The 23,202-nt window shown below is 71.7% G+C and carries 22 protein-coding genes and 2 pseudogenes; 10 read left to right on the top strand and 14 right to left on the bottom strand.

The window, feature by feature from the left end; all coding sequences use genetic code 11:
* Positions 1-14: 14 nt before the first annotated feature.
* Positions 15-1,474 (bottom strand): annotated as a pseudogene (locus tag HUT10_RS04210) (aminotransferase class I/II-fold pyridoxal phosphate-dependent enzyme).
* Between the two features lie 80 nt (positions 1,475-1,554).
* On the opposite strand from HUT10_RS04210, the gene HUT10_RS04205 reads away from it, so the two are divergent.
* The gene (locus tag HUT10_RS04205) at positions 1,555-2,742 is read left to right on the top strand and encodes an amidohydrolase (protein WP_176169951.1); all 1,188 of its coding nucleotides are present in this window, start codon (positions 1,555-1,557) and stop codon (positions 2,740-2,742) included.
* Between the two features lie 212 nt (positions 2,743-2,954).
* Here HUT10_RS04205 and HUT10_RS04200 read toward each other — a convergent pair whose 3' ends face one another.
* From HUT10_RS04200 to HUT10_RS04175, 6 genes are all read right to left on the bottom strand, one after another.
* The gene (locus HUT10_RS04200) at positions 2,955-3,851 is read right to left on the bottom strand and encodes a TauD/TfdA family dioxygenase (RefSeq protein ID WP_176169950.1); all 897 of its coding nucleotides are present in this window, start codon (positions 3,849-3,851) and stop codon (positions 2,955-2,957) included.
* Positions 3,848-5,161, bottom strand: coding sequence for an LLM class flavin-dependent oxidoreductase (locus HUT10_RS04195; protein ID WP_176169949.1), 1,314 nt, complete (start codon positions 5,159-5,161; stop codon positions 3,848-3,850). The genes HUT10_RS04200 and HUT10_RS04195 overlap by 4 nt, the downstream gene beginning before the upstream one ends.
* Positions 5,158-6,000: an ABC transporter permease gene (locus HUT10_RS04190; RefSeq protein ID WP_176169948.1), complete on the bottom strand. Its 843-nt coding sequence runs from the start codon at positions 5,998-6,000 to the stop codon at positions 5,158-5,160. Before HUT10_RS04190 ends, HUT10_RS04195 begins: the two co-directional genes overlap by 4 nt.
* Complete coding sequence (locus HUT10_RS04185; RefSeq protein ID WP_176169947.1) at positions 5,997-6,770, bottom strand: ABC transporter ATP-binding protein; 774 nt, start codon at positions 6,768-6,770, stop codon at positions 5,997-5,999. The genes HUT10_RS04190 and HUT10_RS04185 overlap by 4 nt, the downstream gene beginning before the upstream one ends.
* On the bottom strand, positions 6,767-7,786 hold the full coding sequence (locus HUT10_RS04180) for an ABC transporter substrate-binding protein (protein WP_176169946.1): 1,020 nt from the start codon (positions 7,784-7,786) through the stop codon (positions 6,767-6,769). The genes HUT10_RS04185 and HUT10_RS04180 overlap by 4 nt, the downstream gene beginning before the upstream one ends.
* 99 nt (positions 7,787-7,885) lie before the next feature.
* Complete coding sequence (locus tag HUT10_RS04175) at positions 7,886-9,103, bottom strand: ROK family transcriptional regulator (RefSeq protein WP_176177664.1); 1,218 nt, start codon at positions 9,101-9,103, stop codon at positions 7,886-7,888.
* Positions 9,104-9,191: 88 nt separating this feature from the next.
* Between HUT10_RS04175 and HUT10_RS04170 the strand changes: the two genes are divergently transcribed.
* Together HUT10_RS04170 and HUT10_RS04165 are read left to right on the top strand one after the other, a co-directional pair.
* The gene (locus HUT10_RS04170; protein ID WP_176169945.1) at positions 9,192-9,527 is read left to right on the top strand and encodes a helix-turn-helix transcriptional regulator; all 336 of its coding nucleotides are present in this window, start codon (positions 9,192-9,194) and stop codon (positions 9,525-9,527) included.
* 1 nt (position 9,528) lies between these two features.
* Positions 9,529-10,008 carry an SRPBCC family protein gene (locus HUT10_RS04165; protein ID WP_176169944.1) on the top strand — a complete coding sequence of 160 codons (480 nt, stop codon included), beginning with the start codon at positions 9,529-9,531 and terminating at the stop codon, positions 10,006-10,008.
* Here the strand turns inward: HUT10_RS04165 and HUT10_RS04160 are convergent.
* Positions 9,977-10,945 (bottom strand): YafY family protein, encoded by a 969-nt coding sequence (locus tag HUT10_RS04160; protein ID WP_176169943.1) that lies wholly within the window; start codon positions 10,943-10,945, stop codon positions 9,977-9,979. The genes HUT10_RS04165 and HUT10_RS04160 overlap by 32 nt on opposite strands.
* A gap of 53 nt (positions 10,946-10,998) precedes the next feature.
* Here HUT10_RS04160 and HUT10_RS04155 point away from each other — a divergent pair, with 53 nt between their 5' ends.
* The gene (locus tag HUT10_RS04155) at positions 10,999-12,135 is read left to right on the top strand and encodes an epoxide hydrolase family protein (RefSeq protein ID WP_217709741.1); all 1,137 of its coding nucleotides are present in this window, start codon (positions 10,999-11,001) and stop codon (positions 12,133-12,135) included.
* A gap of 75 nt (positions 12,136-12,210) precedes the next feature.
* Here the strand turns inward: HUT10_RS04155 and HUT10_RS04150 are convergent, their stop codons facing one another.
* Positions 12,211-12,537, bottom strand: a complete 327-nt coding sequence (locus HUT10_RS04150; protein WP_176177663.1) for a DUF3140 domain-containing protein — start codon at positions 12,535-12,537, stop codon at positions 12,211-12,213.
* Between the two features lie 384 nt (positions 12,538-12,921).
* Positions 12,922-13,182 (bottom strand): annotated as a pseudogene (locus HUT10_RS52065) (class I SAM-dependent methyltransferase); the annotation flags it as partial.
* A gap of 182 nt (positions 13,183-13,364) precedes the next feature.
* Between HUT10_RS52065 and HUT10_RS04140 the strand changes: the two are divergent.
* Positions 13,365-13,574: a DUF2945 domain-containing protein gene (locus HUT10_RS04140; RefSeq protein WP_033262310.1), complete on the top strand. Its 210-nt coding sequence runs from the start codon at positions 13,365-13,367 to the stop codon at positions 13,572-13,574.
* On the opposite strand, the gene HUT10_RS04135 is transcribed toward HUT10_RS04140, so the two are convergent.
* Together HUT10_RS04135 and HUT10_RS04130 are read right to left on the bottom strand one after the other, a co-directional pair.
* A complete protein-coding gene (locus HUT10_RS04135; protein WP_176169941.1) occupies positions 13,571-14,020 on the bottom strand; it encodes an HIT family protein in 450 nt (149 codons plus the stop codon). The genes HUT10_RS04140 and HUT10_RS04135 overlap by 4 nt on opposite strands.
* A gap of 10 nt (positions 14,021-14,030) precedes the next feature.
* Positions 14,031-15,149, bottom strand: coding sequence for a helix-turn-helix domain-containing protein (locus HUT10_RS04130; RefSeq protein ID WP_176169940.1), 1,119 nt, complete (start codon positions 15,147-15,149; stop codon positions 14,031-14,033).
* 282 nt (positions 15,150-15,431) lie between these two features.
* Here HUT10_RS04130 and HUT10_RS04125 point away from each other — a divergent pair, with 282 nt between their 5' ends.
* Positions 15,432-16,565 (top strand): YncE family protein, encoded by a 1,134-nt coding sequence (locus HUT10_RS04125; protein WP_254897432.1) that lies wholly within the window; start codon positions 15,432-15,434, stop codon positions 16,563-16,565.
* A 60-nt stretch (positions 16,566-16,625) separates the two neighbouring features.
* The gene (locus HUT10_RS04120; RefSeq protein ID WP_176169939.1) at positions 16,626-17,903 is read left to right on the top strand and encodes a pentapeptide repeat-containing protein; all 1,278 of its coding nucleotides are present in this window, start codon (positions 16,626-16,628) and stop codon (positions 17,901-17,903) included.
* 5 nt (positions 17,904-17,908) lie between these two features.
* Here HUT10_RS04120 and HUT10_RS04115 read toward each other — a convergent pair whose 3' ends face one another.
* The gene (locus HUT10_RS04115) at positions 17,909-18,322 is read right to left on the bottom strand and encodes a DUF5655 domain-containing protein (RefSeq protein WP_176169938.1); all 414 of its coding nucleotides are present in this window, start codon (positions 18,320-18,322) and stop codon (positions 17,909-17,911) included.
* Between the two features lie 243 nt (positions 18,323-18,565).
* Between HUT10_RS04115 and HUT10_RS04110 the strand changes: the two genes are divergently transcribed.
* The gene (locus HUT10_RS04110) at positions 18,566-19,273 is read left to right on the top strand and encodes a DUF4142 domain-containing protein (RefSeq protein ID WP_176169937.1); all 708 of its coding nucleotides are present in this window, start codon (positions 18,566-18,568) and stop codon (positions 19,271-19,273) included.
* A gap of 10 nt (positions 19,274-19,283) precedes the next feature.
* Here the strand turns inward: HUT10_RS04110 and HUT10_RS04105 are convergent, their stop codons facing one another.
* A complete protein-coding gene (locus tag HUT10_RS04105; protein WP_176169936.1) occupies positions 19,284-21,068 on the bottom strand; it encodes a sigma-54-dependent Fis family transcriptional regulator in 1,785 nt (594 codons plus the stop codon).
* 137 nt (positions 21,069-21,205) lie between these two features.
* Between HUT10_RS04105 and HUT10_RS04100 the strand changes: the two genes are divergently transcribed.
* The gene (locus HUT10_RS04100; protein WP_176169935.1) at positions 21,206-21,445 is read left to right on the top strand and encodes a hypothetical protein; all 240 of its coding nucleotides are present in this window, start codon (positions 21,206-21,208) and stop codon (positions 21,443-21,445) included.
* Between the two features lie 106 nt (positions 21,446-21,551).
* Positions 21,552-23,201: a methane monooxygenase gene (locus HUT10_RS04095; protein WP_176169934.1), complete on the top strand. Its 1,650-nt coding sequence runs from the start codon at positions 21,552-21,554 to the stop codon at positions 23,199-23,201.
* The last annotated feature ends 1 nt before the right edge of the window (position 23,202 follow it).

The following is a 23,202-nucleotide window of genomic DNA, read 5'->3' as shown; positions in this document are numbered from 1 at the left end:
CGCCCCTTTCGGTGTCACTGCTTCGCGACGACGCGGATCGTCTCGAGCTCGGAGTCGGCCGGGTCCGGCAGCTGCATCCCCGCGCCGAGGCCGCTGCGGAGGTAGTCGAGCATCGGCCGGGTGAGCACCTCGCCGGGCAGCACCCCGGGCGACCCCGGCGGGTACGGCGTGATCATCTCGGCCGCGATCCGGCCCGCCGCCTCGGCCGCCGGCACCTGCTCGGCCGGGCCGAAGAACGCGTCACGCGGCAGCATCGCCGTCTCCAGCTCCATCTCCCGCGGCGACGGAAGGTCGACCTGCGGCGGCTTCTCGAACGAGGGGCGGCCTTCAGCAGCGCGTCGAGCGCGTCGATCAGCGTTCCGGCGGTCCCGTCGTCGTCGGAGTGGTTGAACTGGGCCACCATCCGGCGGTGGTCGGCCAGGCCGACGGTGACGCGCTGGTGCTCGCGCAGCCAGTCCGCCGCCTGGTAGCCGCTGATGCCCAGCGGGTCCAGGTCGAGCACGACCTTCAGCGGGTCGACCGAGTCGGCCAGGTCCGGGCCGAGGAATTCGTCGTGCAGCACGGTGAAGCCCAGCTCGCCCAGCCGGCCGCGCACCGACTTCACCAGTGTCAGGGCGCCGTCCAGCAGCTCCTTGCCCTGTTCGGCCATCTGCCGCCGCCAGCCGTCGAGGGCGGCGTACACCAGCGAGCTCGGGCTGGTGGTGCCGAGCAGGTCCTCGCGCGCCTTCAGCACGTTCGGGTCGACGCGGTCGCCCTGCAGGTGGAAGACCGAGCTCTGCTCCACCGCGGCCCCCATCTTGTGCACGCTCGTGACGCAGACGTCGGCGCCGGCGTCCATGCCCCACGGCGGCAGGCCGTCGTGGAACGGCAGGTGCGCGCCCCACGCCTCGTCGACGATCAGCGGCAGCCCGTGCCGGTGGCACCACTCGGCGATCGCCCGGAGGTCGCCGCACGTGCCGTAGTCGGTCGGCGTCACCACCAGGGCGCCCTTGACCTCGGGGTCGCGCTCGTAGGCCTCGGCGAACTCCCGGACGCCCGGCGGGTGGCTCAGGTGCCGCTCGGCGTCCCAGTGCGGGTGCACCCACACCGGCCGGACGCCGCTGACGATCAGCCCGGAGATCACGGACTTGTGGACGTGCCGCGGTACCAGCAGCTTCTCGTGCGGGCCGGCGACGGCGAGCATCGCGCTCTTCACCGACAACGAGCTGCCGCACGTCGAGAAGAACGTGTGCTCGGCGCCGACCGCGTCGGCCATCAGTTGCTGCGCTTCCTGGAGGACGCCCTTGCGCATCAGCCGGTCGTCGAGGCCGTTGAGCGCGATGACGTCGGACTTGAACACGTCGGCCCCGACGACCTCGAGCACCCGCGGGTCGATGCCGCGGCCCTGCTTGTGCCCGGGTGCGTTGAACGGGACGTAGCCGGCGCTGTGGTAGTCGCGCAGCGCCTCGAGCACCGGTGCCTTGCTGTGGTCCATTCCGCCGGAGTAGCCGGAGCGGGCCCGCGGGAAACACCCCCGGTGGCATGAGGGTCGGTGGTTGGGGTATTCCGGAGGGCATGGAGTGGCACGAGGAGCTGCACGAGCGGGCCGACGAATGCATCGAGCACCTGGAGGAGCGCCTGTGGGCCGTCGCGACCGCGCTGCACGAGCGGCCGGAACTGTCCTATGAGGAGCACGCTGCCGCCGAACGGCTCACCACGGAACTGGCCGCGGACGGCTTCGCGTTGGAAACCGGGGTCGCCGGGCTCCCCACCGCGTTCGTCGCCCGCGTCGGCGAGGGGCGCCCGTGCGTCGCGCTGCTGCTCGAATACGACGCCCTGCCCGGCCTCGGGCACGCCTGCGGGCACAACCTGATCGCCGCGGCGGGCCTCGGTGCCGCACTGGCCGCCAAGGACGTCCTGGGGGACACCGCCGGCTCGCTGCTCGCGGTGGGCACGCCGGCCGAGGAACGCGGCGGCGGCAAGGTCGCCATGGCCGAGGCGGGCGTCTTCGACGACGTCGACGCGGCCCTGATGGTCCACCCTGGGGTCCACTCGTGGTCGTGGGCGCCGCTGACCGCCCAGGTGGAGGTGAAGGTGACCTTCCACGGCCGGGCCGCCCACCCGACCGGCGACCCGGAGCACGGCGTCGACGCCCTCGCCGCGCTGATCCAGGCCTTCGGCGCGGTCTCGGCCCTGCGCCAGCGGCTGCCGGCCGGGTCGCACGTCCAGGGGATCATCACCCACGGTGGCGAGGCGACGAACATCGTCCCCGACCGGGCCGAAGGCCGGTTCGGGCTGCGCGCGCTGACCACCGACGCGCTGGACCGCCTGGTGGAGGACGTCACGACGTGCGCGGAGGGCGCGGCGCTGGCGACCGGGACGAAGGCCGAAGTTGAACGCCTCGGCCGCGGGTACGCCCACTTCCGCGACAACGCGGTGCTCTCGGAGCGGTTCACCGAGCACCTGGCGGCGTGCGGGATCCACGCGACCCCGCCGGCGCCGGGGGTCTTCCTCGGGTCGTCGGACATCGGTGACGTCAGCGTCCGCGTCCCGGCGATCCACCCGTTCGTGGCGATCACGGCGGAGGAGATGTCGGACCACACGCCCGAGTTCGCCGCGGCCGCGGCGAGCCCCCGCGGCCGGGCGGCGATGCTGGCCTCGGCGGCGGCGCTGGCCCGCACGGTGATCGACCTGCGGACGCACCCGGCGCTGGTCAGCCGCGCGTGGGACTGCTTCCGGGACCTGGCCCGGAACGGGCGGTGACCGGGCGCCGCAGGAGCCGCTCCACGTGGTTCATCGCCTCGACGCCCTCCGGGATCGCCTGCATGAGCCAGGTGGGGAACAGGCCCGGGTATTCACGGTGGTCCAGCTCGCCTCCCGCGCGCTCGGCGAACCGGCGGGCGTCCGGGAGCAGCGCGATCGCCGGCGCGAGTGCCCCGCCCGCGCCCGGTTACCCGGGCGCGGACGGGGCCTGACTAGGCCACCGAGGTGTAGTGCGAAGCGTCCCCTTCGAGCGACTCACTGCGGCGCCCGTCGATGCCGGCGGGGATGTCGCCCGCCACCGTGACGCGGTTGAGCCGGCGGGGCAGGCCGTCGTAGTTGTCGATCGCGTAGTGCTGGGTGATCCGGTTGTCGAACAGCACCAGCTGATCCGGCTCCCACGCCACCCGCACGACGTTCTCCGGCCGCGTGACGTAGGACTGCAGCAGCCGCAGCAGGTCGCGTGACTCGCTCACCGACAGGCCCTCGATCCGCTGGGCGAACCCGCCGATGAACAGGCCGCGCTCGCCGGTCACCGGGTGCACCCGGACCACCGGGTGCACGGTCCGGTACTTGCGCGAGACGAACTGCGCCCGCCGGGCCTGCTCCTTCTCGTCCACCGTCTCCGGCGGCTGGACGTAGTCGTAGTCGTTGGTGTGCACCGCCCGCAGCGTGTCGGCGAAGGCGCGCAACGGTTCCGGCAGGTCCCGGTAGGCCGCGGCGGCGTTCGCGATCAGCGTCTCGCCGCCGTAGGGCGGCACCACCAGGCTGCGCAGCGTGCTGGCCTTCGGCGGGTTGAGCACGAAGGTGACGTCGGTGTGCCAGTGGTTGGCGCGGCCCTGCTCGCTGTCGACGGGCAGGATCGTCGGCGCGCCCTCGACGGCGGGCACCGTCGGGTGCGCCTTGGTCAGCTCGCCGAAGTGCGCGGCGAACCGCTGCTGGCCCTCGTCGTCGAGCCGGACGTTCCGGAACACCAGGGCCTTGTGCTCGTGCAGGGCGTCGGTCAGGAACGCCACCTGCGCGGCGTCGAGGTCGCCGGCGGGGTCGAAGCCGACGATCTCGGCGCCGATCCTCCCGGTCAGCTTGCGGACGTCGGTACCGATGGTGGTCATGCGGGCTCCTTCACTCGGTTGCGGTTGACGGGCCGCGCGAGGCCGTAGTGCTCGCGCAGGGTGGTGCCGGAGTACTCGGTGCGGAACAGGCCGCGCCGCTGCAGTTCCGGGACGACGAGGTCGACGAAGTCGTCGAGCCCGCCGGGCAGGGTGGGCGGCATGACGTTGAAGCCGTCGGCGGCGCCGCCGCGGAACCACGCCTCCAGCTCGTCGGCGACCTGGACCGGGGTGCCGGCGAAGACGCGGTGCCCGCGCCCGCCTGCCAGCCGTTCCAGCAGCTGCCGGATGGTGAGGTCTTCGCGCCGGGCCAGGCCGACGACCAGGTCGAACCGGCTCTGGCCGCCTTCGGTGAAGGCGCCGACCTCCGGCAGCGGGCCGTCCAGCGGGTAGCCGGTGACGTCGTGGTCGAGCATCTTCGACAGCTGCTGCAGCCCGTAGTCCGGGGTGATCAGCGCGTTCAGCTCGGCCTCGCGCGCCCGTGCCTCGGCTTCGGTGCGCCCGAGGATCGGCGAGATGCCGGGCAGGATCTTGATCTCGTCCGGCGTGCGGCCGTACTTCGCGAGCCGGCCCTTGACGTCGTCGTAGAACGCCTTGCCTTCTGCGAAGGTCTGCTGCGCCGTGAACACCGCCTCGGCGTGCCGGGCCGCGTACTCCTTGCCGGTTTCCGACGAGCCGGCCTGGACGAGCAGCGGGTGGCCCTGCACCGGCCGTTCGATGTTGAGCGGTCCCTGGACCTGGAAGTGCGGGCCGTCGTGGGCGATCGCGCGGATCCGGGCGGTGTCGGCGTAGACCCCGCTCGCCCGGTCGACGACCGCGGCGTCGTCGTCCCAGCTGTCCCAGAGCTTCTTGACGACCTCGACGAACTCCTCGGCCCGGTCGTACCGCGCGTCGTGCGGCGGGCGCTTGGCCAGGTTGAAGTTGCGGGCCTCGTCGATGCCCGCCGAGGTGACGATGTTCCAGCCCGCGCGGCCGCCGGAGAGGTGGTCGAGCGAAGCGAACTTCCTGGCCAGGTGGTAGGGCTCGTTGTAGGTCGTCGACGCGGTCGCAATCAGTCCGATGTGGACTGTGGAGGCGGCGAGCGCCGAGAGCAGCGTCAGCGGTTCGAAGTGGCTGTGGGAATTGTGCTTGACGTTGCCCCACAGCGCGACGCCGTCGGCGAGGAAGAGCGAGTCGAGCTTGCCGCGCTCGGCGGTGCGCGCGATGTCCACGTAGTGCTGCAGCGTCCGGGCCCGGTGCGGGTCGGTCGAGGGGTGCCGCCACGCGGCTTCGTGGTGCCCGTTCGGCATCACGAACGCGTTGAGGTGCATCATGCCTGCTCCTTGGGTCGCCAGGTGGAAAACCGCCGTTCGAGGCCGACGAAACCGGCGTTGACGAGCACGCCGAGCAGCGAGACCGCGATGATCCCGGCGTACATCTGCTGGATCTGGAAGTTGACCTGGCTCGTGTTGATCAGGTAGCCAAGCCCGGCCTTCGCGCCGACCATCTCGGCGGCGACCAGGACGAGGATCGAGTAGGACGCCGCCATCCGGATGCCGGTGAACACCGTCGGCACGGCCGAGGGCAGGATCACCTTCCGGAACAGCCGCGGGCTGGACAGCCCCAGCGAGCGGGCCGCCTTGACCAGCAGCGGGTCGACCGAGTTGACCCCGGCGATCGTGTTGAGCAGCACCGGCCACACGCAGGCGTAGACCACCAGGCTGACCTTCGACAGCTCGCCGATGCCCAGCAGCAGCGTGAACACCGGCAGCAGCGCCAGCGCGGCGGTGTTGCGGGCCAGCTCCAGCAGGGGCTGCAGGAACCGCGCGACCGGCCGGTACCAGCCGATCAGCAGCCCGAGCGGGACCGCGACGGCCACGGCCACGGCGAACCCGGCCGCGGACCGGCCGACGCTGGCCAGCAGGTGGTCGGCGAGCTCGCCGTCGAGCACGAGCTGCCAGAGGGCCTGCAGGTCTTCCGACAGCGGCGGCAGGAACGTCCGGGTGCCCTCGTCGAGGACGAACCGGGGGACCAGCTCCCAGAGCAGCGCGAACAGCACGACCGCGGCCGAGGCGTGCACCGCCCGGGTGAGCTTCTTCGCGAACCGGCGCGGTCGCGGCGGGGTCTCCGTGAGTCCGGTGTGGACGGTGGGGGCCTCCAGGGTGGTGGTCATCGGACCGCGCTCCGTTCGTGTTCGGCCGCCTTGCGGACCTCGTCGTGCAGCAGCTCCCAGAGCCGGTGGCGCTGCCGGCCGAACTCGGTCCCGGAGCGCACGTCGCCGGTGCGGTCGCCGAGGTCGACGTCGACGACGGCCTTCAGCCGGCCGGGCCGGGAGGTCAGCACCGCGACCCGCTGTCCCAAGTAGACGGCTTCGTCGATGCCGTGGGTGATGAACACGATCGTCTTGCCGGTGCGGCGCCAGATCCGCAGCAGCTCCTCCTGCAGCTGCTCGCGGGTCTGCGCGTCGAGCGCGGCGAACGGCTCGTCCATCAGCAGCACGGCGGGGTCGTAGGCCAGGCTGCGAGCGATCGCGACGCGCTGCTTCATCCCGCCGGACAGCTCGTGCGGGTAACGGTCCTCGAAGCCGGACAGCTCGACCAGTGCGAGGTGCTCACGCGCCCGCTCCGCCCGCTGCCGCTTCCCGAGCGAGCCGCCTTCGAGGCCGAACTCGACGTTGGCCTGGGCGGTCCGCCACGGGAACAGCGCGTACTGCTGGAAGACGACCCCGCGGTCGAGGCCGGGGCCGCGCACCGGCTTGCCGTCGATCAGCACCTCGCCCGAGGTCGGGGTGGTCAGCCCGCCCAGCAGGTCCAGCAGCGTCGACTTGCCCGAGCCGCTGGGACCGACCAGGGAGAGGAACGTGCCGTCGGCGATGTCGAGGGAGACGTCGTCGAGGGCGGTGAGTGCGCCGAAGGTCTTGGTCACCGAGCGGATGCCGATCACTTGGTCACCGCCGGCGCGCCGTCGCGGTAGGGGTTGAACTCGTTGGTGTAGAGCTTGGCGGTGTCGATCTTGTCGTGCTTGAGGTAGCCCTCCTCCTTGAGCCACGGCTCCCAGCGGGTGTAGTCGGTGTCGGAGATGAGGCCGCCGCGGGTGATGCCGACGCTCTTCCAGAACTTCAGCGTGTCGGTGCTTTCGTTGCGGCCGCGGGCTTTCACGATCTTCGTGAAGCGGGCGATCACCTCGTCGCGCGGGGTGGTGCGCTCCCACTCGATGGCCCGCGCCACGGCGGAGACGAAGATCTTCGTGGTCTCCGGGTACTTCTTGATGAAGTCGGTGCGCAGCACGTACGGCCCGCCGTTGTACGGGCCGAACGCGCCGACATCGGTGAACAGCGGGTGCACCCCGCCGGCCGCGACGGCGTGGTCCTGCAGGATGCCCTGCAGCGCAGCGACGTCGAGCTGGCCGTTGCGCAGCGCCTGCTCGGCGTTCACCGGCGGGATGACGACGAGCTGCACCTGCTTGATCTCGGCGTCGGAGAGGCCCTGCCCCTTCAGCCAGGTGTCGAGCACGGCCTCGAGGTTCGCCCCGGCCGTGTTGACGCCGACCTTCTTGCCGATCAGGTCGCGTGCGGTCCGGATCGGGCTGTCCTCCTTGGCGTAGAAGCCGAGGAAGGTCTTGTCGTCGGAGCCGTAGTAGTTGACGACCGCCTTGACCGGCGCACCCGCCTCGACGAGCTTGACGACCGCGCCGGTGAAGGCGCCGCCGAAGTCGGTCTGGTCGGTGGCCGCCGACTGGATGTCCTGGGGGCCGCTGATCGTGTTGCCGACCCACTTCAGCTTGACCGGGCCGAAGTAGCCGAGGTCTTCGGCGAGCTCGGGCAGGGTCACGGCGTTCGCGCTGCCTTGGTAGCGCAGTTCCAGCTTCTCCGGTTGCCCGGGCGCACCGGTGGCCGTCGCCGAAGCGCAGCCGGCCAGCAGGAGCAGGGCGGCGGCGAACAGGGGCAGGGTTTTCTTCACGGTTTCGTCCGTTCCGGGAGTCGGTGGGGATGCGAGCAATTGTTCGCAAGATCCGGACGGGCGGTCAATTTTGCGAGTTCGTGAAATAACTCCGGCGGTTCACGAGGCGCGGGGCCACCGTGTGAGAAGCGGACCGAGCGGGTCTCCGTAGAGGACGTCCAAGAGCACCGCGCCGCCGGCGGTGGCCAGCTCGGCACCCGGGAAGCTGGTGCCCACAACGGTTTCCGCCGAAGAAGGGCCGCGGGACCGGTCGCGGACCTCGTCCCGGATGATGGGAAGGCAGCTCGGCACCCGGGCTACACTCCGATCGACCACCACGAGCACGGCCGGGTTCAGGACATCGAGCAGAAGGGCGGCCGCCTGGCCGATCAGCCGCGCGCGTTCGCGGAACATCCGGAGGGCCGTGGAATCGCCCGCTACGGCCAGCGCGAGCAATTCCGGAAAGTCCGGCTGCGTGATCAATCCGATTTCCGCGGCTCTGCGGGCGAGCGTCGCTTCCGAAACGGCGGCCTCGAGACAGCCGGTGCGCCCGCACCGGCACGGCTCGCTGCTGTCGTCGACGCGCAGGTGCGCGACGGCCCCGGCGGCCGAGCGCGGCCCGTGGTGCACGGTCGCCCCGGTGGCGAACGCGGCGTCCACGACGTTGCCGGTGAACAGCTGGACGACGCTGTCCCGGGCCCGCGGGTGCCCGAAGAGCCGTTCGGCGTGCACCAGGGCGCGCGCGTGCCCGTCGACCTCGACGGCGAGCCCGGTGCTGCCGGCCAGCAGGTCGCGGACCGGCACGTTCCGCCAGCCGAGCAGCGGGTGCTCGACCACGGTGCCGGACGCCCGGTCGACCCAGCCGCCGGTGGCGACGCCGAGACCGAGCGGCTCGCGGTCCGGGGCGTGCCCGAGCAGCAGGTCGTCGAAGATCTCGGCGGCCCGGGCGAGCAGGTCCTCCGCGGCCAGGCCGTCGTGCGGTTCTTCGTGCTGGACCAGGACGTTCCCGCGCAGGTCGAGCAGCGCGACCGTGGCGTGGTGCACGGCCAGGTGCAGAGCGCCGGCGACGTGCCGCCCGGTGTCGAGGTCGACCGGCACGTGCGGCCGCCCGACGCCCTTGCGCGACTCCGCTTCCGGCAGCTCGCGCAGCAGTCCCAGCCGGGCCAGCTCGGCGGTGTGCCCGGTGACCGCGGCCGCGGACAGCCCGGTGCGCCGGGCGATGGTGCTGCGCGCGATCGGGCCGTCGTCGAGCACCGCCCGCAGGACGGCGCTCGCACTGGCGCTGCGCCGGACCCCGCGCGCGTCCGTCCTCTGTGGACTTTCCGCCCGGCTGGTCATCGCCCGATCGTGGCAGACGACGCGGCGCGGGCCCAGCGTGCCCAGGATGCGGGCTTGACGCATACCCATATGGGAATATGATGGCCGCGTGGCACGAGCAGCGACGACAGCCGACACCTTCAACGCGGTAGCCGAACCCCGGCGGCGGCAGATCCTCGACGTCCTGATGGACGGGGAGCGGTCGGTCGGCGACCTCGTCGACCTGCTCGGGCTGGCCCAGCCCCAGGTGTCGAAGCACCTGCGGGTGCTGCGCGAAGTCGGCGCGGTGGACGTGCGCGGCGACGGCCGCCAGCGGCTGTACCGGCTCAACGGTGCCGCGCTCAAACCCATCCACGACTGGGTCAAGCGCTACGAACGCACCTGGGCGGCGCGGTTCGACCTGATGGACGAGGTCCTCGAAGAACTCAAGGAACAGGAGCACTGACGTGCAGATCACCACCCCGGCCGACGACCGGATCCTCATCACGCACGAGTTCGACGCACCGAGACACCTGGTCTACCGCGTGTGGACGTCCCCGGAGCTGGTGAGCCGCTGGTGGAGCGGGCACCGCGGGACCACCACCGAGGTCGAGCTGGACCTGCGGCCCGGCGGCCGCTGGCGGTACGTGCTGAAGACCGGCGACGGCACCGAGGTCGGCTTCCACGGCGAGTACCGCGAGATCGTGCCGGACGAGCGGATCGTCTACACCGAAGTGTACGAACTGCCCGGCGTCGACCCGGACGACGTGGACGGCCCGCTCATCACCGTCACCTTCACCGCGCTCGACGGCGACCGCACGCGCCTGGAACTGCTCACCGTGACCGGTAGCCCGGAACTGCGCGACACGATCCTGCAGTCCGGCATGGAGGTCGGCGCGCAGGGGCAGCTGGAGATCATCCAGGAGCTGGCGGATTCCCTGCGTTAGCCGCGCGCAGGAACCGCTCACCCGTCTTCGTCAGTGCCTCGGCGAGTTCCGGCGCGTCGAGCACCTCGAAGTCCACGTCGAGCAGGCCCAGGTACAGCGCGAGCATCTGCGCGTGGTCCGACCCGAACTCGGCGAGGCAGCGGTCCGGGCCCTCGGGCGTGAGGTCGACCGCGACCGGCAGCCGGGCCCGGACGTACTGGGCCGAGGCGTGCAGCCGCACCCGGGCGTGGAACCGCCAGGTCGCCGTGCCGACGCTGCGCCGGACGAACTGCGCCACGTCGCCTTCCGGCGGCTCGCGCGGCGTGAACCGCGGGCCGTTCGGCACCTTCGGCGTCATCCGGTCGACGCGGAAGGTGCGCCAGTCGTCGCGGGCGGTGTCCCAGGCGACCAGGTACCAGCGGCGCCCCCAGCTGACCAGCCGGTGCGGCTCCACCTCGCGGCGGCTCGGCGTGCGCCGGTGGCTCGTGTAGTCGAAGCGCAGCCGCTCGTTCGCGCGGATGGCCGCGGCAACGGCGGTCAGCACGTCGGCGTCGACGGCGGGGCCGGTGCCGGGCACCGCGACCGTCGCGGTGTGCAGGGCCCGCACCCGGTGCCGCAGCCGCGACGGCAGCACCTGCTCCAGCTTGGCCAGCGCGCGCACCGACGTCTCGCCGATGCCGGCGACGCCCGTCGCCGTCCGCAGGCCGACCGCGACGGCCACCGCTTCGTCGTCGTCCAGCAGCAGCGGCGGCAGCTGCGCGCCCGCGCCGAGCCGGTAACCGCCCTGGACACCGGGGGCGGCTTCGACCGGGTACCCGAGTTCCCGCAGCTTGCCGATGTCGCTGCGGACGGTGCGCGCGGTGACGCCGAGCCGGTCGGCCAGGTCGGCGCCGGTCCAGTCGCGCCGCGTCTCGAGCAGCGACAGCAGCCGCAGGAGACGAGCGGAGGTCTGCAACATCTTCCAAGGTTCGCACGAAACGCGGAAGGAAGTCTTCCGCAATGGCTCATAACGTGCTGCCCATGACGAACGAAATCCGCCCCTTCCGCATCGACGTCCCGCAGGCCGAGCTGGACGACCTGCACCGGCGCCTGGCTTCGGCCCGGTTCGCCGATCCCGTTCCCGGCGACGAGCCGGACTGGTCCCGCGGTATGCCCACCGCCGCCGTCCGCGAGCTGGCCGAGCACTGGCGCGCGGGCTTCGACTGGCGGGCCCACGAAGCAGCCCTGAACGCGTTCCCGCAGTTCACCACCGAAATCGACGGCCAGACGATCCACTTCCTGCACGTCCGCTCGAGCGAGGCCGACGCCGTGCCGCTGCTGCTCACCCACGGCTACCCGGGGTCGGTCGCCGAGTTCCTCGACGTCATCGGCCCGCTGACCGAGCCGGGCCCGGACGCGTTCCACGTCGTCGTCCCGTCGGTGCCCGGCTTCGGGTTCTCGACGCCGCTGAGCGGTCCGGGCTGGGAGCTGGCCCGCACGACCGACGCGTTCGCCGAGCTGATGACCCGGCTCGGCTACCACCGGTTCGCCGCGCAGGGCGGCGACCTCGGCGCGGGGGTCACCGGCCGGCTCGCGGCGGTGTACCCGGACCGCGTCATCGGCACCCACGTCAACAGCGACCGCGGCACGATCGCGCTCGCCGGTGAGCAGCTGCCGCTGCCGGAGGGCCTGTCCGAGGCCGAACAGGCCGAACTGGACGCCGCCCGCGCGAGCTGGCGGGCCGGCCGCGGCTACCTCGACCTGCAGTCGCACAAGCCGGAGACGATCGCGGCCGCGCTCACCGACTCCCCGGTCGGGCAGCTGGCCTGGATCGCGGAGAAGTTCCAGGCGTGGGCCGGCGCGGACGGCGTCGACCGCGACCGGCTGCTGACCAACGTCAGCCTCTACTGGTTCACCCGCAGCGGCGCGACCGCGGCCCGGTTCCTGTACGAGGCCGCCCACTCGGCGCACGGCTGGCTGGCGCCGTCGGACGTCCCGGCGGGCTGGGCGGTGTTCAACACCTCGCCGGTGGTCCGGCGGATCATGGACCCCGACGAGAAGATCGCACACTGGTCCGACTTCGCCGAGGGCGGTCACTTCGCGGCGATGGAGGAGCCGGAGCTGCTGGTGGCCGACATCCGCACGTTCTTCCGCGGCCTGCGGCCGTGAACGCCCGCGCGGCGGGTGCTGCGCCGCTGGTCCAGCGCGTGGTGGCGGGCGGCTGCACCGACCGCGCGCTGGACATCACGGCTGGTGCAGGGGATCGTGACCCCAGTTCATCAGCGAGTGCCGCCAGGTGGTGTCCTTGACGTCGCCGGACGGGCGCTGGGCCAGGTGGCGGTGCACGTACCCGACCACCTTGCGCATGTGGGCGAGGTCGTCGCCGGTGAGGTCGTCCTTCTTCTTGTGCAGGATCTCCACGATCCGCCGGCCCGACTGGTGCCCGATCGACTCGCTGTCCTTGTGCTGCCCGGCGGCCTTCGACTCGTCGGTCTTCAGCCAGTCGTCGAGCTGCTTGGCGGTCATGTTGACGCTGTCACCGAATTCGCGGCGGGTCTCTTCGTCGTCCATCCGGGACGGGTACCCGAGGTGGCCGCGCAGCACGCAGGTCAGCATCGGAAGGGTGAACTCGCCGTCCGCGGTCTCCGGTTCGCCGGCCAGGAACGCCCGGATCCGGTCCAGAGTGTCCGCTCGCTCCCGGGGCGGCATGACCAGGACACCGGCCCGGGTGGCCAGGGCCGCCACCAGGGAATCGGCGGTGCGGCGCTGCCCGTGCGGGAACTCGGCCCGCGCCGGTGAGCCGAATCGGGTGGTGTGCAACGCCTCCGCGGTTTCGGCGCGCCAGCCCTCGGGCGTGTCCCGCGGGCCGATCACCGCGCTGCCGCCGGCCCGCGCCAGCCCGGCCACCCAGCCGACCCGGTCGTCCACGACGTTCCACAGACCGGCCAGGATGCCGCCCGGCGCCAGCACCCTGGCGATCTCCGGTCCGGCGACGGCCAGGTCGAACCAGTGCAGGGCGTTGCCCGCCAGCACCGCGTCGACGGACGCGTCCGGCAGCGGGATCGCCTCGGCGCTCCCGGGCCGGGCCCGGGCGCCCGGCGGGGTCCGGCGCAGCTCGGCCAGCATGGCCGGGTCGGGCTCGACCGCGGTCACGTCGAGCCCGAGGTTCACCAGGGTGGCGGTGAGCTTGCCGGTTCCGGCGCCGAGGTCGAGCACCCTCGGACCGGGCGCGGGGCCGAGCGCCCAGCGCACCGCAGCGGGCGCGTAGTCCGGGCGGTGCTCGGCATAGGCGGCCGCTGCCGCGCCGAACGACGAGGCGAGCTCGTTCTTTTCCACCCGGTCACCGTAACCGCGCTTGCCTCCCGAATGAGGGGGCGGATTCGGGGTACCTGGAGCGTATGAGCAACGAATTCAAGAAGGGCGACCGCGTCAAGTGGGACGCCGGCAACCAGAGCTCCGTCGGCACCGTCGAGGAGAAGATCACCAAGGACACCCACGCCGGCAAACGCGACGTCAAAGCCTCGCCCGACAATCCCCAATACCTGGTCAAGAGCGAGAAATCCGGCAAGACCGCGGTCCACCACCCGGACAAGCTCCACAAAGCCTAGAGCGCCGCGCGAACCTGAGCCGCGACCTCCGTCAGCTCCTCCCGCGACCGCACCCGCCAGTCGGCCTCCAGCACGAAGCCGTCGCCGGGGAAGCGGGGGATCACGTGCAGGTGGACGTGGGGGATCTCCTGGCCCGCCGCCTCCCCGTCGGCCAGGAACAGGTTGACCGCCTCGCACCGCAGGTCCGTGCGCCGCAGGGCCGCCGCCAGTTCCTGGGCGAGGGTGAACATCCGCGCGCCCGCCTCGGCCGGCAGGGAAGCGAGGTCCGCGTGGTGGGCCCGGGGGAGCACCAGCAGGTGCCCGGTCGTCACCGGACGCAGGTCGACGATCGCCACGAACTCCTCGTCCTCGTGGACGAACGCCGCGGGCGCCCGGCCCGAGCCGATCGCGCAGAAAACGCATTCTCCGTCCGTGGTGGTCGCCGGCAGCCGGTGGAGTTCAGCCATGCGGGTGACCTTATCGGCCCTCGAGCCAGTGGTGCAGGGCCCACCACGAGCGCACGGCGTCGAGCACGCGGCCGCCGCTGTTCTCGGCCAGGGCCACCGGGGTGAGCTCGGCCAGCCGGTCGAGGCGGTAGCGGACGGTGTTCGGGTGCAGGTGCAGGGCATCGGCCGTGGGACGCAGGCGCTGGCCGTGGTCGAGGTAGGCCAGCGCCGTCGCGGCCAGCTCGCGGTGGAAGGAATTGCCCCGGTCGAGCGCGCCGAGCAGCCCGTCCGCGAGCAGGTCCGCCAGCCGCGGCTGGGCCGTCAACGCGACTTCGCCCGCGAGTGAAGTCAGGTCGTGGTAGCCCGGACCGGCGATCCGTGCCGCCGCCGTGCCGAGCCGGTGCACCTCGCGCAGCTCGGTGAGCGCCACGGGCGGCGCGACGACCAGCAGGGCGCCGTCGGCCAGGGCGATCCCGGCGGGCGGGCGCGCCGCCAGGCCGGTGAGCCGGCCTTCGACCAGCCCGTAGACCCCGCCGAACGCCAGCAGCGCCTGTTCGAGCGTGCGCGCCCGCGCCGGGTCGCTGACGTCGGAAACCACGCACGAGTACCGGCCTCCGGGCCGGAGCCCGGCGTGCCGGAGCTCTTCCGGCGTGGGGAAGTGGCCGTCGAGCAGCAGGGTGCGCAGCAGCTGGGTCCGGGCGTCGCGCACCGTCCGCGACAGCTGGAGCTCGGCGGCGTGGTAGCCCTTGACGATGTGCCGCTCCAGCGCGCCGGTATAGCGCTCGGCGTCCAGCACGGTTTCGAGGATGACGTCGTCGGGCAGGCCGGCCGCCCGTGCCCGTTCGACGGCGAACCGGGCCGCCAGCGTCCGGCCGGCCTGGACCCCGCGCAGCAGATCGGTGAGCGGGACACCCTGCGCGGCGCGGTCGGCGCCCAGCGCTTCGGCGGTGGTGTAGTCCGCGCTGTCGGGGTTCGTGGTGGCCCGCAGCGCGGCCGAGAGCAAGAACCGGACGTGCCGCCGGTTCTCCGCCTCCGGCAGCCGCGCCACCTCGGGCGACTGGTTCCGCGCGGCCTTCACCAGCTCGTCGACGACGGTGTCGTCGGCGGCCATCGCGTCCAGCACCTGCCGGAGCAGCGGTGAGGCCGGCACGGCACCTCCCGTTGTGGCCGGGCCACAACGGCGTGGCCGCGATGTTGGGCGAGCGGCCCTACCGGAGCGGCTCCGGTGGCCGGTTATCGTGACGATACCGGACAGTAACCTCGTTTCTCCGCGAAATCCACCGCACCTCTTCAATGGCGAAAGGTGTTCCCCGTGTCCCGTCGTAAGCGGTCGTACCTCTCCCGACTGGCCTGCCTGACCGCGGCCGTCGCCCTGCTGGCGACCGGCGCCGCGGTGCCCGCCACCGGCGCCGCGGCGGCCCTGCGGGAGGTGATGTTCGTCGGCAACAACTGGGAAGGCACGGCGGACGTCATCCAGTCCCGCGGCTCGTTCGCCAAGATCGGCCGGGTGAACATCATCCCCGACAAGGACCGGCGCCTGACGGAGATCTACCTCAACCCGATCAAGCTGGCCTTCTTCCTCGGCATCCGCAACGGGCCGGGCGAGGGGCACGACCAGTTCGTCGACGACATGTACACCACGCCGGACGGCTCTTCGGTGGTGGCGTCGCGGCCGAGCTTCGCCGACGTCGTCTCGATCAACCTGACGACCGGCCGGATCAACTGGCGCTTCCCGGTGTCGGGCTTCCGCTCCGACCACATGGCGGTCTCGCCGGACGGCCGCCGCGTCGCGGTCTCCGCCTCGACGTCCAACACGGTGCACGTGCTCGACATCGTCACCGGGCAGCAGCTCGGTTCCTTCGCCACGGGCGACAAACCGCACGAGAACGTGTTCACCGACGGCGGCCGGTACCTGTGGAACATGTCGATCGGCGAGGTCAACACCGACCTCGACGACCCGGGCTGGGACTTCACCAAGGGGGACCGGCACATCACCGTGGTCGACGCCGCGACCTACCGCCAGGTCAAGGTGATCGACATGCGCCAGCGCCTCGACGCCTTCGGCCGCAGCGATCTTTCGGACGCCGTGCGCCCGGTCGCGTTCACCCCGGACGGGTCGAAGCTGTACTTCCAGGTGTCGTTCTTCAACGGGTTCGCCGAGTACGACGTGGCGACCGACAAGATCACCCGGATCAAGGAACTGCCGAAGAACCCGGCCACCAGCGACGACCGCAAGACGTTCGTCAACGACTCCCGCCACCACGGCATGTCGATGAACCCGGCGGGCACCAAGCTCTGCATCGCCGGCACGATGGACGACTACGCGACGGTGGTCGACCGGGCGACGCTGCAGCAGGCAGCGCTGGTCCCGGCGGTGAAGCCGTACTGGGCCACGGTGAGTGGCGACGGCAACGCCTGCGTGATTTCCGAAGCGGGCGCCGACCAGGTGACGGCGATCGACTTCGCGACCGGGCAGAAGCTCGTGTCGGTCCCGGTGGGCGACCACCCGCAGCGGGTGCGGATCGGCCACGTGCCGGAGGGCTGGACGGGGCCGACGGGGTCCTGACTCCGAGCGGTGTCGGCCCGGGCGCGGGCACTGCCGTGACCGGCGCAGTATGACTGGGGCATGCCGTTCCACCCACCTTCCCCGGACCACCGGCCACGTCTTCGCATCCCACTGGGCCTCAACATCGTGCTCCTGCTCGCCGTGGCCGTAGTCGCCGCGGCGGGCGTGGGCGCGGTGGGGTGGTGGCTCCTGGGCCGCCCGCCGATCCGGCCGGCGCAGGAGTGGACGACCGGCGAGAGCTTCGACTTCGTCAAGATCGTGCTGGCACTGGTCGGTGGGGCGGGGGCGGTCGTGGCGCTGGTCGTGGCCTACCGCAGGCAGCAGCTCGGTGAAGCGGCCGAGCAGCGCGAGGCGATCAAGCTGTTCGCCGAGCGGTTCACCAAGGCCGCGGACCAGCTGGGCGCGGAGAAGGCTGCGGTCCGTCTCGCCGGCATGTACGCCTTGGAGGACCTGGCCCGAGGCACGCCCGCCCAGCGGCAGACGGTCGTCAACGTGCTGTGCGCCTACCTGCGGATGCCCTACGCGCCACCCGTGCCGGCGGCGGAAAGCGGCGAAGCCGCGGCACGGGACGTCGAGCAGGCGGAGAACGAACGCCGGCAGCAGGAGCTCCAGGTCCGCCTGACCGCCCAGCGGATCCTCGGCGACCACCTCCGCCGCGGCGACCGCGCCGGAGAGTTCTGGCGAGACATCGACCTCGACCTGACCGACGCCACTCTCGTCGACTTCGACCTCGGCCGGTGCCGGGTTCGCGCCGCGCGGTTCGACCGTGCGGTGTTCGCCGGGCGGACCGGCTTCGGCGAATCCTGGTTCGCCGGCCCGGCCGCCTTCGGCCTGGCGACCTTCGACGGCGTGGCCGAGTTCGGGGACGCCGGGTTCGCGGGACCCGCGGCGTTCGTCGGCGCCAAATTCCGCGACCGGGCCCGGTTTTCCGAGGTGTGGTTCGGTGCGGAAGCCGCCTTCGACGACGCCGAATTCGGTGGGCTCGCCGGCTTCGACGGCGCCGACTTCACCGGCGCGGCGGGGTTCCGGGGCACCCGGTTCGCGGAGGCCTGGTTCAATCGGGCCCGGTTCGGCGGGGTCGTCAGCTTCTCCGGGGCCGGCTTCACCGGGCCGGGAGAATTCGGCGGGGCGCTCGTCCGGCTCAATCCGCCTCGGGAGCGCACTTCGGTGCGGCTCGGTGGCGAGGTGATCGACGAGGACGCCTACCCGCAGGAGACGGAGCACGTGTTCCCCAGCACCTTGGTCGTCGTCGAGCCACCCGTTGGTGAAAGCGCCACGCCGCTCGGCCGCGAAGGCCTGTGGGCTTACCTGACGCCGGCCGCCGACGGGCCGGCTTAGGGCGTTCAGGAGGTTTCGAACGCGACTGTGAGCCAGCCGCGGACTTCGTCGTCCACATCGGACACCGCGCGCAGGCTGAGCTTGTGCCCGACCCGCGGCCCGCTCGCCCAGCTCGCCGGGGCGATGCGGGCCGTCTCCACCGGCTGGGGCAGCCACAGGTACACCAGCACGTCCCGTGATCGCGGGCGCAGCTCCGCCAGCTTCCGGTCCCGCTTCAGGAACACCCCGACCCGCACCGCGTCCTCGTGGACGTCGCCGAGGGTGTGCAGGTGCTCGATGACCTGGTCGTAAACCGCGCGCTGCCACGCCGGCTTGCCGGTGAACGTCTCCTCGACCGTGCAGCCCGGGACGCACGTGTGGCCCTGGCCGGTGCGGGCGAACTCGCGGTCGCAGCGGGGGCACGTCCAGCGGGTCGGCATGCCGTCCAGGATGGCACTCGCGGCGCGCTCCTTGCCAACCTCGAGTGTATCGGTCAAAATGGACAATCCCGGCGCTTGACGGCTGGGTCTGCCGCGTCGGCCGGGCTTCTCTTTTCGATGCATTCAACGCGATCTGGCTCTGTTTTCGTTGGTGCAAAGCAAAAATTCTTCGAATTTCGCTGAACCTCCGCGTGACGGCCTCCGTGTACCCCGTACCAGAACTGCCGTCTCGAAGGAGGAACCATGCCGGATCACCGTGGCATGACCGGCCGCGCCAAGGCCCGGACCGCGCTGGTCGTCGTGGCCACGCTCGCCGTGGTCGGCGTGGGCTCGGTCATGGTGCTGCAAGCCGATGCCCAGACCGCGCCGGGCTCGACGCAGGCGCAGGTCGCCGCGCACGACATGGCCGGCATGCAGCAGGGCTCGGCCGCCCAGGCCGGGACCGGGGACAACGCGGCCGGCGCCGGGCCGGTCACCGAGCTCGACCGGACCTTCCTGGTCAAGGTGCGCCAGGCCGGGCTCTGGGAGATCCCCGCCGGTGACCTCGCCCAGACCAATGCCAGCAGCGAACAGGTGAAGCGCGCCGGGCTGCACCTGCTGGACGGGCACTCGCACCTCGACCAGCTCGTCCGCGAGGACGCGAAGATGCTCGGCGTGCCGCTGCCGGACAAGGCGACCGCCGAACAGCAGGACTGGGTCCGCCGGCTGACCAACGCCCGGGGCGCGGAGTTCGACAAGCTCTTCGCGAACGTGCTGCGGGCCTCGCACGGCAAGATCTTCGCCACCATCGCCGAGGTCCGCGCCGGGACGCAGAACGACGTCATCCGGCGGCACGCGACGCAGGCGAACCAGACCGTCCTCGACCACATGACCGTGCTCGAGGACACCGGGCTGGTCGACGCCACGACGATCGAGGAGGTCGCCACGGCGGTGAACCCGCCCGCGAAGTGACGTCGGCCGGCTACCGAGCCGGCGGCACGATGCCGTACTCGTGGATCTTGCGGTAGATCGTCGCCCGGGAGATGCCGAGCAGCTTCGCCGCGCGGACCTTGTTGCCGTCCGCGTCCTCCAGGCACCGCACGATGGCGTCCCGCTCGATCGACTCGAACCGGTTGAGCGGGCGCCGCGTCACCGCGTGGAACTCCGCCGGCAGGTCGCCGGGCCGGATGGTGCCGGCCCGGCGGCGCTGGGCGACCTTGCGCAGCACTTGGTGCAGCTGGCCGGTGTTGCCCGGCCACTCCGCCCGCATCAGCAGGTGCAGTGCCGCGGCCGAGCAGGTGAGCCTGCCGCCGTAGCCGAGCTTGCTCAGCATCAGCGGGACGAGTTCCGCGAGGTCTTCGACGTGGTGGCGCAGCGGCGGCACCCGCACGGTCCGGGGGAAGAACTTCAGCAGCTCGGCCAGCGCCGGTTCGGTTTCGGCCTCCGGCACGAGGGTGACCACGATCCACGGCGCGCCGGGGTCTTCGCGCAGGGCGCGCAGGACCGCAGCCAGCGCGGTGGCCGCCGGGGCCGTCAGCCGGTCGGCGTGCCGGACCACCAGCGTGCGGATCGGCGCTTCGGCGTGCTCACGCAGCAGCGCGGCCCAGTCCGTGCCGGGCGCCGCGTCGACCGTGAGCAGCCGGGCCGCCGGGTGGTGGCGCTGGTGCAGGCCCCTGGTCAGGGTCAGCTTCCCGGTCCCGGGTTCGCCCTCCAGGGCGACCCACTCGCCGCGCTGGTGGCCGGTGTCGAGGTCGTGCCCGCAGCGCAGCCACAGCGGCGCCGACCCGACCACGCCCGGCAGGTACATCGGCAGCATCGGGGCCGACGCGGCCAGGGTCTCCTCGGCCTCGATCAGCTTCACCGACAGCACGCCGCCCGCGGTCTCCGACTCACGCCGTCCGGCCACCCGGCGGCACAGCACGCGCACCCGCAGCCCGCTGGACAGCGACAGTGTCGCCGGGGTCCGGCGGCCCTCGGCCAGCGCTTCGGTGGCGTGGCCGAGCAGCACCGACTGGTCGGCCGGGTCGAGCAGCTGCCGGGCCCGGTCGTTCATCATCACGATGTCCTCGTTGAACGCCAGCACGATGCCCGTCCACCGGCGGCAGGTCTGCAGGTAGGCCTGGAACAGCATCATCTCCCGCAGGTCGCTGTGCCGGAGCAGGGCCTGGCGGATCTGCTCGGCCGTCGAGCGGGCCAGCGCCACCAGCAGGCCACCGGCGTCCTTGTACCAGCAGGTGAGGTCGACCGCGCCGACCTTCTTGCCCGAAATGGGGTGGTGGATCGGCACGCCCGCGCAGGCCAGGTTCTCCAGGTGCTCGGCGTAGTGCTCGTGCCCGAACACCGTCGTCGGGCGCCCGTCCTCGAGCGCGGTGCCGATGCCGTTCGTGCCGACGGACTGCTCGCCGTAGCTGAACCCGGGTACCAGCTCGACCCGTTCCAGGTGCCGGGCGAGGTCGGCGTCCCCGGTCCGCTGGGTGAGCACCACGCCACTGGCGTCGGTGAGGACGAGGCTGATCGGCTGGCCCTCGAACTGCTCGCCCAGCTTGGCCAGCACGGGTTCGGCGCCGCGCATGAGCGGGATGTCGAGGTTCTGGTCGCCCAGGTAGAGCGGGTCGATCCGGTCGGCCTCGACCTGGAACTCCCGCGACCGCCGCCACGACGCGAGGATCGTCGGCCGGACCGTGTCCGCGGGGACCGCTTCGGCGGTCAGGAACCGCACCCGGGAGCGGGCGAGCTCGTCGTCGGCGACCAGGGTCATCTCGTCCACGTGACCTCCAGTTCCCCGCGGCCCACGTGGGTGCGGGCACACCCGTTGTGCCGCCCGTTCAGCCTACGGCGACCGGCGCCGGGCCGGTGTCTCAAATTGAGACGCTCCCGGCCGCGGGGCGGCGGTGCGATGGGGACATGGCCGCCGAGACGTACAACCCCTGGACGATCGTCAACCTGGTCTTCACGCACCTGGCCGAGCAGGGCCTGCACCCGGAGCTCGGCGCGGCGGGCCACCCCGGCGAACCCGCCGCCGCCCTGCTGCGCGCGTTCGGGATCGTCCCCACCGTCGAGGGTGACGCGCGCGTGCAGGCCGGCGTCCACGACGAGCTGGCCGGGTTGCGCGCGCGGCTGCTCGACGCGGACGAAACGCCGTGAGCAGCGGTTCTGTCTCAGATTGAGACCCGCGGCGCGCGCCCGCGCCCCTTCAATGGTCAACGCAGGACGCCCCGGGCGGCGAGCTCAGGAGAGAAGGAGTTGATCCATGAGTCGCCAGAGTGTGGCGAAAGCCCACCAGAAGATCCAGGAACTGTCGTGGGAACCGGCGTACCACACCCCGGTCTCGCACTACGGCACCGACTACACCTTCCGGAAGGCCAAGAAGAAGGACCCGCTGAAGCAGGTCCTCCGGTCGTACTTCCCGATGCAGGAGGAAAAGGACCACCGGGTCTACGGCGCCGAGGACGGCGCGATCCGCGGCAACATGTTCCGCCAGGTGCAGGAACGCTGGCTGGAGTGGCAGAAGCTGTTTCTGTCGATCATTCCGCTGCCCGAGATCTCCGCCGCGCGGGCGATGCCGCTGCTGTTCCGCACGGTCCCGAACCCGGAGCTGCACAACGGCCAGGCGATCCAGATGATCGACGAGGTCCGGCACTCGACGATCCAGCAGAACCTCAAGCGCCTGTACATGCAGAACTACATCGACCCCGCGGGCTTCAACTCGAGCCTGCGCAACTTCCAGAACGACTACTGCGGCACCATCGGCCGCCAGTTCGCCGAAGGTTTCATCACCGGTGACGCCATCACCGCGGCGAGCATCTACCTCACCATCGTCGCGGAAACGGCGTTCACGAACACGCTGTTCGTCGCCATGCCGGCCGAGGCCGCCGCGAACGGCGACTACCTGCTGCCCACGGTGTTCCACTCGGTGCAGTCCGACGAGTCCCGGCACATCAGCAACGGCTATGCGACGCTGCTGATGGCGCTGTCCGACGAGAGCAACCACCAGCTGCTCGAACGCGACCTGCGGTACGCGTGGTGGAACAACCACGCCGTCGTCGACGCCGCGATCGGCACGTTCATCGAATACGGCACCAAGGACCGCCGCAAGGACCGCGAAAGCTACGCGGAGATGTGGCGCCGCTGGATCTACGACGACTACTACCGCTCCTACCTCGTCCCGCTGGAGAAGTACGGGCTCGTCATCCCGCACGACCTCATCGAGGAAGCCTGGAACCGGATCTGGAACAAGGGCTACGTCCACGAGGTCGCGCAGTTCTTCGCCACCGGGTGGCTCGCCAACTACTGGCGCATCGACCCGATGACCGACGAGGACTTCGAGTGGTTCGAGTACAAGTACCCGGGCTGGTACGACAAGTACGGCAAGTGGTGGGAGAACTACAACCGCCTCGCGACGCCGAACGGGCACCACCCGATCGTCGCCGAGGACGTCGACTACGTGTACCCGCACCGCTGCTGGACCTGCATGGTGCCGTGCCTGATCCGCGAGGACATGGTGGTCGACGAAGTCGACGGCCAGCACCGGACGTACTGCTCGGAGACCTGCCGCTGGACCGACGCCGAGGCGTTCCGGCCCACCTACCAGGGCCGCAACACGCCGAACATGGGCCAGCTGGTGGGCGCCCGCGAGTGGGAGACGCTCTACCACGGCTGGAACTGGGCCGACGTCGTCTCCGACATGGGCTTCGTCCGCGACGACGGCAAGACCATGGTCGCCCAGCCGCATCTGGACCTCGACCCGAAGAAGATGTGGACGCTCGACCACCTGCGCCGGATGCCCGAGGTGCAGTCGCCGAACGTGCTGCTCAACCAGATGACCGACGAGCAGCGCGCCGCGTTCGTCGCCGACTACCACCGCCAGGGCCCGGCCGGGCGCCCGGCACCGCAGGCCTGAC

This window comes from Amycolatopsis sp. Hca4 (assembly GCF_013364075.1).
Lineage (GTDB): Bacteria > Actinomycetota > Actinomycetes > Mycobacteriales > Pseudonocardiaceae > Amycolatopsis.
Note: the sequence above shows the minus strand (reverse complement) of the source record. Positions and strands in the feature narration are given on the sequence as shown.